General features: G+C 37.6%; 13 protein-coding genes. All 13 read right to left on the reverse strand.

Annotation, left to right across the window (positions count from 1 at the left end):
- Positions 1-5: 5 nt before the first annotated feature.
- The 13 genes from rnpM to dut all read right to left on the reverse strand — a co-directional run bounded on the left by rnpM (position 6) and on the right by dut (position 13471).
- The gene (gene rnpM, locus MOQ65_RS03005; protein WP_105085510.1) at positions 6-275 is read right to left on the reverse strand and encodes an RNase P modulator RnpM; all 270 of its coding nucleotides are present in this window, start codon (positions 273-275) and stop codon (positions 6-8) included.
- Positions 276-277: 2 nt separating this feature from the next.
- Positions 278-1354, reverse strand: coding sequence for a transcription termination factor NusA (gene nusA, locus MOQ65_RS03010; RefSeq protein WP_105085509.1), 1077 nt, complete (start codon positions 1352-1354; stop codon positions 278-280).
- A 17-nt stretch (positions 1355-1371) separates the two neighbouring features.
- Positions 1372-1830: a ribosome maturation factor RimP gene (rimP, locus tag MOQ65_RS03015; RefSeq protein ID WP_257846587.1), complete on the reverse strand. Its 459-nt coding sequence runs from the start codon at positions 1828-1830 to the stop codon at positions 1372-1374.
- Between the two features lie 262 nt (positions 1831-2092).
- Positions 2093-2788 (reverse strand): hypothetical protein, encoded by a 696-nt coding sequence (locus MOQ65_RS03020; RefSeq protein WP_257846588.1) that lies wholly within the window; start codon positions 2786-2788, stop codon positions 2093-2095.
- The gene (locus MOQ65_RS03025) at positions 2772-3326 is read right to left on the reverse strand and encodes a lytic transglycosylase domain-containing protein (protein ID WP_105094289.1); all 555 of its coding nucleotides are present in this window, start codon (positions 3324-3326) and stop codon (positions 2772-2774) included. The genes MOQ65_RS03020 and MOQ65_RS03025 overlap by 17 nt, the downstream gene beginning before the upstream one ends.
- A 148-nt stretch (positions 3327-3474) precedes the next feature.
- The gene (gene coaE, locus MOQ65_RS03030; RefSeq protein ID WP_257846589.1) at positions 3475-4089 is read right to left on the reverse strand and encodes a dephospho-CoA kinase; all 615 of its coding nucleotides are present in this window, start codon (positions 4087-4089) and stop codon (positions 3475-3477) included.
- Between the two features lie 40 nt (positions 4090-4129).
- Positions 4130-6751, reverse strand: a complete 2622-nt coding sequence (gene polA, locus MOQ65_RS03035; protein WP_257846590.1) for a DNA polymerase I — start codon at positions 6749-6751, stop codon at positions 4130-4132.
- A 151-nt stretch (positions 6752-6902) separates the two neighbouring features.
- Positions 6903-7163: a 30S ribosomal protein S20 gene (gene rpsT / locus MOQ65_RS03040; protein WP_004692998.1), complete on the reverse strand. Its 261-nt coding sequence runs from the start codon at positions 7161-7163 to the stop codon at positions 6903-6905.
- Between the two features lie 232 nt (positions 7164-7395).
- A complete protein-coding gene (gene ade, locus MOQ65_RS03045) occupies positions 7396-9069 on the reverse strand; it encodes an adenine deaminase (protein WP_257846591.1) in 1674 nt (557 codons plus the stop codon).
- Positions 9070-9081: 12 nt separating this feature from the next.
- Complete coding sequence (locus MOQ65_RS03050) at positions 9082-10395, reverse strand: NCS2 family permease (RefSeq protein ID WP_257846592.1); 1314 nt, start codon at positions 10393-10395, stop codon at positions 9082-9084.
- A gap of 458 nt (positions 10396-10853) precedes the next feature.
- Positions 10854-12026, reverse strand: coding sequence for a phosphopentomutase (locus MOQ65_RS03055; protein ID WP_257846593.1), 1173 nt, complete (start codon positions 12024-12026; stop codon positions 10854-10856).
- A 21-nt stretch (positions 12027-12047) separates the two neighbouring features.
- Positions 12048-12581 carry an NUDIX hydrolase gene (locus MOQ65_RS03060; RefSeq protein WP_105085501.1) on the reverse strand — a complete coding sequence of 178 codons (534 nt, stop codon included), beginning with the start codon at positions 12579-12581 and terminating at the stop codon, positions 12048-12050.
- A 440-nt stretch (positions 12582-13021) separates the two neighbouring features.
- On the reverse strand, positions 13022-13471 hold the full coding sequence (gene dut / locus MOQ65_RS03065; protein WP_257846594.1) for a dUTP diphosphatase: 450 nt from the start codon (positions 13469-13471) through the stop codon (positions 13022-13024).
- Between the last annotated feature and the right edge of the window lie 5 nt (positions 13472-13476).

Raw genomic sequence — 13476 nt, forward strand, 5'->3', positions numbered from 1 at the left:
AGTGATTACTCATGCTCTTGTAAATCACGTTGTAACGCTTCGTATATCTCTTTCGATACACTATGCTTTAATGACCGTTCTAATCGTTTTGCCTTATAGGCTTGTTCAAAGCACGACATGGATTCACATAGATAGGCTCCACGTCCTGGTGCTTTACCAGTGCGATCAATACTAATATTACCGTCTGGGCTCAAGGCTACACGAATCAATTCACGTTTTACCTTTGGCTCACCACATCCTACACAGGTGCGCATAGGTTGGGATTTCGGTTTCATGACTATTCTCCATCCTCAGCATTGCCAAAACCTGCAAAAGGTTCTTCAGCTGCTTGAGTTTCACTCTTAATATCGATTTTCCAGTTAGTTAATTTGGCTGCTAATCGAGCATTTTGACCAGCTTTACCAATCGCTAAGGATAATTGATAATCAGGAACTACAACGTAAGAGGATTTTTCTTCTTCACTTACATCAACAGATACAACCTTTGCTGGACTCAAAGAGTTTGCGATATAAATTGCTGGATCTTCATCCCATTTAACGATATCAATCTTTTCATCATGTAACTCATCAACGATATGTTGTACACGTTGACCTTTAGGACCTACACAAGCACCTACTGGGTCAACATTTTCATCGCGGCTATAAACAGCAATCTTAGAACGCATACCTGGCTCACGAGCTACGGATTTAAGCTCTACCACACCTTCATAAATTTCTGGTACCTCTAACTCAAAGAGGCGTTTTAATAAACCAGGATGTGTGCGGGAAATCATAATTTGAGGCCCTTTCGTAGTTTTCTTAACCTCTACGATATAGCATTTAATACGATCTCCTTCGCGATATGTTTCTGTAGCAATTTGCTCAGTAGGAGGCAAGATCGCTTCTGTTTTACCTAAATCGATAAATACATTTTTACCTTCAACACGTGTAATAACGCCAGTAATAATATCGCCTTCACGGCTATAGTATTCTTCGTATACTACGCTGCGTTCAGCCTCTTTCAAACGTTGAATAAGCATTTGTTTTGCAGTATGGGCAGCACTACGGCCAAAGTTAGCTGGAGTAACATCTACTTCTACTACGTCGCCAATTTCAAAACGTTTGTCAATTTTGCGCGCTTCTAACAAGCTAATTTCTGTTTCTGGCAATTCCACAGTTTCTACAACTTGTTTTTTAGCCATTACTTTGTAAACGCCTGTTTCACGGTCAATCACAACGTACGCATCTGGATTAGATGTTGGTTCTTTGCGATATGCTTGCAACAATGCAGCCTCTAAGGATTCAAAAATAACCTCAGGAGCAAAACCTTTTTGTTTTGTAAGCACCATTACCGCTTGAATTAATTCTTGACTCACTCGTATGCCTCCATATATTAAAAATCAAGATGTAATCGAATTTGTGCAATGGCAGTCCGTTCGAATGTCATGCTTTCACCATTGATAGTAAAATCGATAGTTGTGTCTGTAAAACCTTCTAATACACCAGTAAATTGCTTACTGCCATTAATCGGTTTAAATAGTTGGATATCAACATCACGACCATTATAGCGAACCAAATCCTTATCCTTCTTAAGAACTCGATCTAGGCCTGGAGAAGATACTTCCAATAAATAGTTTTCCGTAATTGGATCTTTTTCGTCGAGCACAGCACTTAGTTTTTCGCTAACCAACTGACAGTCATCCAAATCTACACCACCTGGCTTGTCGAGATAGACACGTAAATACCAATCGCGTTCACGAACGTAATCTACATCGACTAGTTCCATTTCGGTGCCGGCTATAATACCTTCAACTACAGAGGATACAAATTCCTCTACTGCTTCTCTCTTCATAGCCATCGCCTCCTTCATTACTACATCTTGTATATATCTCTTGATTACAAACACCTTAAAATTAGGCTAATCATAAATGAAAGAGTGGACATAAGCCCACTCTTTTAAAAGATTTATATAAAAGTCATATATAGTATATCACATTTACTGTGTATATACAAATTCTACGCTTTCTTATGGGCTTTAACCAAACATTCCCACTTAGATTATTTCATATAATATAAAATAACTCAAAAAATAGCATAGTCACACTTTACAATTATTAGTCAACCCGCTCATTTAACCCTTTTAATATAGGTCCTAGGTGCTCACGAAGAACAGCGGTTAAATCAACTAAATTTTTAGCATCTAAATGATGGTCTATTTCAGGATAGTTTTTATAACGAAGCTCTGCAAAGTACTCATCACGTAATTCGTTATAATATAGCAATAATCCAGTACATTCATCCATCTTACGATATTCACCGATAATAAAAGAACCATTAATCATCCGAATTCCGTGAGCTGGATCAACATCACATATAAAACCTTCCAATTCTTTAGGCATGACCTCGGAAAAATCCCATTCAGGTATTCCTCGGCGACGATACGTAAAGGTAAAGTTATTCGCTGGCTCGATTAACATATTAGTTAAACCTTTGACACATCGATCTTGTAACCCCTTCCAGAACGACTCTAAATCAGCCCGTACAAAGGAAATATCCACAAAGGAAAAGAGTGGCATTTCAATATGAACCGTATAGTCTTCTACCTCTTTATCATATAAGGCAGACCATCGCCACCCTAGATCATTTTGATAATAGAAAATAGGTACCTTTAATACCTCTTCACCTGCTGTAAGGCGTTCAAGTAGCGCAGTGTAATCAGATTCATTGGATGCTACTAAGGTAAATCCCCCAATCTGCTGAGGCAACCATGAATAATCTAATGCTTTACAAGCTTCAATAATCGTTTCCATATAATGCCTCATATTTCTGTTGATACTGTAAAACAGCTTTTACATAGCTACGTGTTTCTGGAAATGGTATAGTATCAACCATGCCATTCCATTTATTCTCATTAAGCCAGGATTCAACATGGCCGCGTCCCGCATTATACGCAGCTAACGCCTGCACCTCATCGCCATTAAATTCTTTTAACAAATGGCCTAGATACCATGTTCCTAACTCGATATTTGTTTCAGGTTCTTTTAGCTGACGATCTGTATAATTACCATGACCAACTTGTTGAGCAACCCAACGTGCTGTATCTGGCATGAGCTGCATCAATCCAAGAGCACCTGTTTCAGACTCAGCAGTATTCTTATATTTGCTTTCAGCTAAGATAACACTAGCCACCAAGGATGGTGGAACCTGTTCCTTCTCAGCTGCAGCCATCACTACATCTCTATAGTTAAAGGGGTACGCCACTTGACGCGCTAAAGGATCATCTAAATGAGTAAAATAAAACCACCCAAGTACGACGCACGATAACGCCGTTGCCGTTGCACGTTTCATAAATCCCCCTTTCTACATATAACTACTATAACATTTACCATAATCTAGCTGTAACCAAATGCTAGGATACTATAATACTAAATTTCATGGGCTTATTATACCATTTAATACTATTTTTTATATACAAATTTTGACACATCTATTGTTATTATTGAGGTTTTTGTAAAATCGGCTCTAGACGCTCACTCCAAATTGTATCTAATTTTGCGGTCAAAGCCTGAGGCGTACCATTATTATCAATAATTAGATCTGCATAAGAACGTTTATCGTCTAGTCGCATTTGACTATTGATGCGAGCCAAAGCATCCTCTCTAGTATATCCATTGCGACTCATTAAGCGATCTATCTGAGTAGGCTCGTTTACATAAACAAGCCAAACCTCATCCATCATGGTATACCATTCCCCCTCTATGAGTAATGGAATATCATAGATTAAAATCGGTGTATTAACCGATTCATATTGAGATGTTTGTTCCAAAATACGATTGCGTATATGTGTTTTTAGACATCCATTTAACAATTGTCGTTTTTCTTCATTGTGAAAGACAATAGCGCCCAATGCTTCACGATTTAATGTACCGTCATCATGCAATACATTAGAACCAAAGGCATCCACAATTGCTTCTAAACCTTCAGTACCAGGCTCTACTACCTCACGAGCGACAATATCTGCATCGATATAAGGTATTCCTTTGTCCTTAAAATAGGTAAGGACTGTACTCTTGCCCGATGCAATACCACCAGTTAATCCTATTTTAAACATATATGCCTTCTATTTTTAATAAACTAATATTAAGAAACTATTATTTAACTAACGCCCAATTTTCCGCATGATGTACATCTACAATAAGAGGTACTTGTAACTCCACAACGGATTGCATAGTAGTACGTAATAATTCTTCTACTGCTTCTAATTCAGAATTCACCACTTCTAATACAAGTTCGTCATGTACCTGTAATAAAAGACGAGATGTAAAGTTTCCATCTTCTAGCTTTTTCTCAACTTGGTTCATAGCCAACTTGATAATATCAGCAGCTGTGCCTTGAATTGGTGTATTCATTGCCGTACGTTCTGCAAAGGAGCGACGGTTAAAGTTACGGCTGTTAATATCAGGCAATTCACGTTGACGGCCGAACATAGTGCGAACCTTACCAGTTTCATGAGCTTCTTGCACCATGCGATCCATATACTCTTTAACCTTTGGATAACGGCTAAAGTATAAATCAATATAGTTTTTAGCTTCACCCCGTGTAATACCAAGGTCACGAGACAAGCCAAAATCAGAAATACCGTAAATGATACCAAAGTTAATCGCCTTCGCATGGGAACGTTCTTCACTCGTAACGTCCTCTTGAGATTTCCCTAGTACCTCCGCCGCAGTAAAACGGTGAATATCCTTGCCGTCAACGAAGGCTTTAATTAACGCTTCATCACCGGAAAGATGCGCTAAAATACGTAACTCAATTTGAGAATAATCGGCACTCACCAAGGTGTCGTACCCTGCACCTGGATAGAATAAGGCACGAATTTCACGGCCTTTTTCAGTACGGACAGGAATATTTTGTAAGTTAGGGTCAGAAGAGCTAAGACGTCCTGTAGCCGTAACCATTTGATTAAAGGTCGTATGAATACGCTTAGTCTTATCATTAATAAGAACCGCCAATCCTTCACAATACGTAGATACTAGCTTAGCTACAGAACGGTATGCCAAGATTTTCTCTACAATCGGACTTTCATGACGAAGCATATCAAGTACTTCTGCATCTGTAGAATAGCCAGTCTTAGTTTTCTTAATGATTGGCAAGTTCATCTTTTCAAACAATATAACACCCAATTGTTTAGGCGAGTTAATGTTGAAAGTTTCCCCTGCGATATCGTAAATCTCTTGCTGTACTTGCGCTAGTTCCTCTTTAAAACGAGCCGTAGTTTCAGCTAATTTTTCTGTATCAATATAAATACCATTTTTCTCCATTACTACTAAAGTATGAATCAATGGCAACTCAATTGTTTCATATAGAGACCAAAGCTCTTCACGGCGTGCAGATTCACAAGCTACTTCGTTCATAGCGAGTAAAGCTTTCACCATGGACACGCATTCTACATCTACACTACCACTAGCAATGCTTGGCACGGAGAAACGTTCTGTTAAATATAGATACCCATAGTTAGTACGCGTAGGATCTAACAAATACGCAAGAAGAGACATATCATGAACACGAGCGGTTTTATCATCGTTAAATAAAGAAATCTCAGCTGGTGCATCTTCACCAAAGGCTTCAATAATCTCTTTAGTTTGAGTAGTAACGATAGCATTTGCACCTTGTAAAACAGCTAATACAGCTTTAGTATCATCTGTTTTTACAATAGTATCACCATTAGATAAATACGCATTCGTTACTGTTCTAAATGGAGTTTTACCATCTAGCACAACATGTACTGCCACCGTTTTATCTGTATAGAACTCAGAGGTTAAAGCATTAGCATCTGCTAAATCATGTAGAGAAATTTCCTCTTGTGGAGCAAACAAAGAACCAGGATCACCAAAATCGGATTCCTCTCCGCCCATTACTTGTACGATACGAGGCGTTAATTTAGTAAATCCCAAGGTCTCGAATAAAGGCTGTACCTCAGAGGTATGGAAATTCTGTACAAAGTCTTCGACCTTATAGGATAAATCCATATCTGTTTTGATAGTTGCTAACTCACGAGACAAGAACGCTAAGTCTTTATTTTCGACAAGTCGCTCTTTTAATTTCTTACCGGAAATATCTTCGATATGGTCATATACGGACTCAAGATTACCGTATTCTGTAATCAATTTAAGGGCCGTTTTTTCACCTACCCCTGGTACACCTGGAATATTATCAGAGGAATCACCCATAAGGGCTTTCATTTCGATAACCTTATCAGGACCATAGCCATAGAGTTCTTCCATGTTTTCAAGAGTAACCTCTAACATATCAGAAATACCTTTTTTAGTTAAGAACACGTGACTATACTCTGTAACGAGCTGGAGATTATCGCGGTCACCAGTAATAATTTGAACAGCCATCTCTGATGTACCAAATTTCTTACTTAAAGATCCTAGGATATCGTCCCCTTCAAAGCCTTCTTCTTCAATAACACAAACACCTAAAGCTTTTAATACATCTTGAATAAGACTAAATTGAGGGCGTAAATCCTCTGGTGCATCTGGACGATTGCCTTTATATTCGCTGTACATTTCAGTACGGAATGTCTGACGACCTTTATCAAAAGCTACGGCAATATAATCAGGATTAATTTCTTCGTATAGTTTGATGAGCATAGTTAAGAAACCATACACCGCATTCGTTGGAGTCCCCAAAGCAGACTTCAACGGTGGTAATGCAAAAAATGCACGGAATAACAAACTACTGCCATCTATAATCATTAATTTTTTCATAATACACCTCGCTTAATTCTATCCTTTATTATAACATAAGGTAACTTATTATATATGCAAAAAGGGACTCTCAATGGAGAGTCCCTTGTAAATGTACATATAAAAAAACAACCCCGTATCGCTAGGCAACAAGAGGTTGTTGACGCTCAAATTATAAAGCGTTTACTTTAGCTGCAAGATTAGATTTTTTGCGAGCTGCAGTGTTTTTATGAAGTACACCTTTGGAGGCTGCTTTATCAATTACGCTAGTAGCATGAACAAGTGCTTGTTTTGCTTCTTCTACTGCGCCTGCTTGAACAGCTTCAACGGTTTTACGAGCTGCTGTACGGATTTGAGATTTTACAGCGGCGTTTTTCGCACGACGTTCAGCATCCGTTTTTACGCTTCTAATACTGGATTTAATGTTTGGCAATTGAGTCACCTCCTTAAAAATCGTTTCTTATACCTGAATGATTATATCATACAAGATATTGTGACGCAAGAACTTATTATAGGAAAATATAGTTTATTCCTTAATAATAAAGCCTCATTGAGATACTACCAGTTAAAAATATTTATTTTTAACTGGTAGTATTACTAAATCATATGTAGCATCACTAGTTAAGTAATTATAATGCTTAAACTCTTAATTATCAAGACAAACCTTAAAACTCCATTACACCAGTGGTGGTAATTCTAATTTCTGGAATTACTGTTAATGCAAGAAAGCTCAGATTGATAAATGGATCTAGTCCCTTAGGTACACCCATGCCGTAGGCAATGTCTTTCATCTTAGCTACTTTAGCATCTACTTCCTCATGTGGTCGATTTGTAATTAACCCCATTACTTCAAGGGCTAATTCTTCTACTACTTTACCTTCACTTGTAATGACATAGCCCCCACCGATTTCACGAATCCGTTCAATGGCTACCATCATATCTTCATCATTATCGCCTACAACGATTAAATTATGGGAATCATGTGCAAAGGATGTTGCAATGGCACCGTTTTTAAGATTAAAACCTTTCAGAATACCTACACCATTTCTGCCTGAGGCTTTATAACGCTCAATACAAGTAATTTTATTATACTCTGCATTTGGTATAAATAGACCATTTTCTACAGGAACGTCTTCAACCGTTTTTTGTGTAACGATTTGGCCCGGTACAATATTAATAATAGCTTGAGGACCGTCTATATTAATGTCCAGTTTATCTTTTGTGAAAGTCCCTATATTAATAGTGTGTAATAATTCCTTAGGAACTTCTTTCTCTTTCCTAACAAGAACACGTTCAATAGGTATTCCCTTATAGAACACTTCATATATTGCTACGCTATTAGCATCATCGAGAACTACAAGATTTGCCTTATAGCTTGGGGCAATAGCACCTAAGTCTTTCAAATGATAGCAAAGCGCCGTATTTGTAGAAGCCATCTTATAAGCTTTCACAGGGTCTAAGCCAAGTTCAATAGATCTGCGAATATTATAACTGATATGTCCTTCAGAGCGAATATCCTCAATGTGTTTATCATCTGTACAGAAACCATAGTATTCTGTATTAGCTTTGTTATGAACAATACCTTGTACAATAGCCTCTAAATTATGAGCCGCACTCCCCTCGCGAATCCATACATAGATACCACTTCTAACTTGCTCTTTAGCCTCTTCGTAGGAAATACATTCGTGGTTTGTAGTAATACCGGCTAGACGATAGCTTGCCAATTGCTTTGGTGAAAGCCCAATAATATGACCATCCATAATCATATCTTTAAAGTAATCTAATTTTTTTACCATGTATGGATCTCTATCAATAACACTAAAAGAGTCCATAACCTCCCCTAAGCCTAAAATGCGAGGATTACTTTGCAGTTTATGTAACATATCACCATCTAAAATAGCGCCATTGTCCTCACCAGGTACAGCAGGCACACAGGATGGAGCCATAACATATACATCACCTTGAGCAGAAGCCGTTTCATTAATCATGTATTCAACGCCCGCAATACCTGCTACATTGCCTGCTTCATGAGGGTCGACCACAAAGCCTAAGGTTCCAACTTGAGATGCTTCAAACACCAATTCCTTTGGATTCACCAAAGTAGACTCTAAATGGAGATGACTGTCGATAAAACCGGGCACAATATATTTACCGCTATAGTCATATTCAGTTTCACCACTATAAGTACCTACACCGATAATCGTATCATCGTGAATGGCAATATCAGCCACATCCCACTCTTCGGTAAAAACATTTAAAACAGAGGCCCCTTTTAATACAACAGGAGCTTTCTCAAGGCCTTGAGCCTCTCTAGATACTTTTGTATTGAACGTTATCATATAAGGAACCTCCTACATAAAGATCTCTTTCAAAATAAAAATAAGTGCTAGGAAATACATAACAACAGAAATATCACGATATTTACCAATAAGGACTTTAATTAATACATAACTAACAAGCCCCCATTCAATACCAATACCAATAGAGTAAGCAAATGGCATCATAATGATTGTCAAAAATGCTGGCAGTCCTTCCGAAATGTCTCCAAAGTTAATATCCTTCACGGAGGACATCATAAATAAGCCCACTACAATCAATACAGGAGCTGTAGCCGCCACGGGAATGACCATAAGCAATGGTGCCAAGAATAGAGATGCAATAAATAAACCGGCAATAGTTAGGGCCGTTAAACCTGTACGACCACCTTCTGCGATGCCTGCTGCAGACTCTACGGCCACAATGTGTGGAGATGTGCCTACCGCACTGCCTACAATCGTACCTATAGCAGCCACTTTCATACAAGAACTTTGAACAGCCATTTGTTGATCTTGTGGTACCTCCGCTTGATTTGTTAATCCAATCAATACACCTACTACATTAAATAGATTTACAAATAAGAATGTAAAAATAACAAATAACATATCTACCGATAGTATTTCACTCATATCATAGTGGAACCAAATTGGAGCTAAAGATGGTGGCATGGAAAATACTGTAGCTGGTAATTTAGTGATACCACAGAAAAAGCCTACTATAGCGGCGATAATAACGGCAAGGAAGATACCGCCTTTAACATTTCGACCTGTAAAAACAGCAATTAAAATCACTCCTAAAATAGCTACTAAGCTAGACGGTGATTGTAAATCCCCTATGCTGATAAGCGTTGCAGGATTACTGACTACTAGGCCTGCACTACTTAAGCCGATAAGAGCAATAAATAGACCAATGCCAGCTGTTACGGCTAGTTTAATAGTATGCGGTATAGCGTTAAATAAATATTCTTTTAATGGTGTTACTGCAATGAACAAAAAAACTAACCCCGCTACAAGCTGCGCCGTCAAAGCAAAAGCAAAACTATGCCCCATTTGAACTACAATGGTGTACGCAAAAAATGCATTAATACCCATCCCAGATAAACCGGCAAAAGGTATATTACTATAGAACGCTAATAATAATGTCATGATAATGGCGCTCACAGCAGTTGCCGTAAATACAGCACCTACATCCATTCCTGCAGCACCTAAAATGGCTGGATTAACGGCCAATACATAGGATACACATAAAAATGTAGTAGCCCCAGCAAATAACTCTCTCGATACAGATGATCCACGTTCAGTAATTTTAAATAACTTGTCTAATGTACTACGTTGCACTTGTGCTGACATAAAAAATCCTCCTCTCATACTTATGTGAATAATCTCTCCTTACTAATATATTTCCACATAAATGTATAAATCTCCTGTTGATGTACTAAATATTAGACATGAAATAGACTATAGATATAGATATAGATATAGATATAGATATAGATATAGATATAGATATAGGTATAGGTATATATACAAATATTGATATAGATTTAGATATGGACTTGAATATAGATTGTATGTATAGATTAAAATGTTAGTACAAATAAAAAGACCAACTTATGATATACATAAATTGGTCCTTCATTATGATGTAACTGTCTATTTTAAAGATACTACCAGTTAAAACTATTTATTTTTAACTGGTAGTATCTCATATATAGCATATTATTTTGTTATTTTGAAATTATATAAGTATCGTACATAGGTAGTAATATAGATTCTGAACCTAAAAGTACGAAAAATATATTAGTAAATTATTTACTAAGTTTCTTCATAAACGATGTTCCAATATCCCATTGTTTTAAACCAAAGTTTTCTAATATAGTTTCCCCAATATCAGCAAAACTTTTTCTATCACCAAGGTCTATGGGTCCATCAATACGTGGACTATAACCAAGAATAGGTACTAATTCACGAGTATGATCGGTTCCCTTCCAAGTTGGATCATTGCCATGGTCCGCAGTGATAAGTAATAAATCATCATCATTGAGCATTGGTATTAACCCTCCAAGTTGGTAATCAAAGTCTTCAATAGCACGTTTATAGCCTTCTACATTTCTGCGATGACCATAAAGACTATCAAATTCAACGAGGTTAACCATCATGAGACCATGCTCAAAAGAGGAGCCAAGTAAGTATGGAACCATATTCATGCCATGGGAATTAGTCTTTGTTGGGTAGCTTTCATCCCATCCTACATGGGCATAAATATCTCCGATTTTCCCAACGGCTACGGTTGGTACACCTGCATCTTGTAACTCTTGTTGTACCATCTTTTTCTCAGGCATGCGACTATAATCGTGACGATTAGAGGTGCGAACAAAACTACCTAGTTCACCTAAGAAAGGACGTGCAATAATACGGCCTACATAGTAATCGCCGATGCATACCTTATCACGGGTAATTTGGCAAATACGGTATAATTCATCGATAGGAATCACATCTTCATGAGCGGCAATTTGGAATACAGAATCTGCCGAGGTATATACAATAGGCTTACCTGTTTTGATGTGCTCTGCGCCTAGTCGCTCAATAATTTCTGTACCAGATGCTACTTCATTACCAAGATAACCATAGCCTGTCTCTTTTGTGAAAGTATCCATCAATTCTTTTGGGAAACCTTCATAAAAGGTTGGAAATGGAACTGTAACGGGATGCCCCATCATCTCCCAATGACCACTAGTCGTATCTTTACCAGTACTGAGCTCAGCCATTCGGCCAAAGGCACCTTTGATGCTTTCACCTGTATCAGAAATATCAGCAATGCGACCTAAGCCAATAGATTTTAAATTAGGACAATGAATCTGACCAGCCGTTGATTCAATATGGCCCAAAGTATTAGAACCTTCATCACCAAATTTTGCAGCATCAGCAGCATGACCGATACCAACAGAGTCCATAACTAATAGGATAATTCGTTTAAACATATATCCCCCTATTACGTAATACTATTTGAGGTACGGCATTGCAAGCATAAGGGCTGCCAAAGATTTACTATCCTTAATTTGTTCACCCTTAATTGCCTCTAATAATTCAGGCAAAGTAAAATACTCAAGCTCTACATACTCATCAGGATCCCAATTAGTTTCACCCATAGTGAGATCTTTTGCTAAATATAAATGTAATACTTCATTACAGAAACCAGGACTTGTTGCAATAGTACCTAATGGAATCCACTCGTTAGCACGATATCCTGTCTCCTCTGCTAACTCACGTTTAGCACAAGTTAGAGGCTCTTCATTAGGATCCAATTTACCTGCTGGAATTTCAAGCAAAGGCTGTTGCAGAGCATAACGGAATTGGCGCTCCATTACGATTTTATTATCTTCCGTAACAACTACAATCGCAGTTGCCCCTGGATGATGAACTACCTCTCGCCACGCTTCATTACCATTAACATCAGCTATATCATAAGTAACTTTAATTAGTTTACCATCAAATTTCATTTCGCTAGATTTTTGTATCTCTTTGCTAATTGCCATATATGATTCCTCGTATATAAAATGATTGTTACCTTATAAAACCTACTCTTCATTATAGCACAAATTATGTACACAAAAATAAGGTTCCAATAGTCAAACTAGACACGATACTCTAGACCAAAAGGTCTCCAAAATCATTTTTTCTGGTTATTTAATCGATGGATTGCTGCTAGTGTCTAACCTTATGAATCGATTATAAACTATAACTATTAAATTATACTAGATTCTATACTCATCTCTATCAAGCTATTATATTATAAGATTGCTGTTATAATCTAAGTCTTTCTGTTCTACATGTTGGTGATATCTTTCATCTTATGATGTAATTATAATACTCACATCTGTGTGTATCAGCAATGATCTTAAAATTTTTACACATAAAAAAGCCGCCCAACGTCAGTTGAGCGGCTTTCACCATTCTATTTAGAATTGTATGTTGTTTACATAGCACCAGTGCTACCAATACCACCTGTACGAATGCCTGTAGCATCGTCATCGTTAGTGATAAGGTATTTAGAGAAAATACCTTGCGCTACTCGCTCACCTTTTTCAAGGGAAACTATTTCTTTACCATAATTGAGTAAAGCGATCATGATATGACCTTCATTGTCCTCATTATTATAGTAATCACTGTCGATAATACCTGTGCTATTTACAAGTGCTAGATGGCGTTTAATGGCCATGCTAGAACGAATGTGAATGGCAAGGTATTCATCGTATGCCATGAAAGCTTTAATACCTGTTGGCACTAATACTACTTGACCTGGTTCTAAAGTAACAGCTTCAGCGCATTCAATATCATAGCCTGCGCTTTCTGTTGTTTTACGTGTCGGTAAATTGATATCTTGTTCTTCAAAAGCAGAAACTACTTCAAAGCCACGAATATCCATGTAAC

The sequence above is a fragment of the Veillonella faecalis genome (assembly GCF_024677885.1).
Lineage (GTDB): Bacteria > Bacillota > Negativicutes > Veillonellales > Veillonellaceae > Veillonella > Veillonella nakazawae.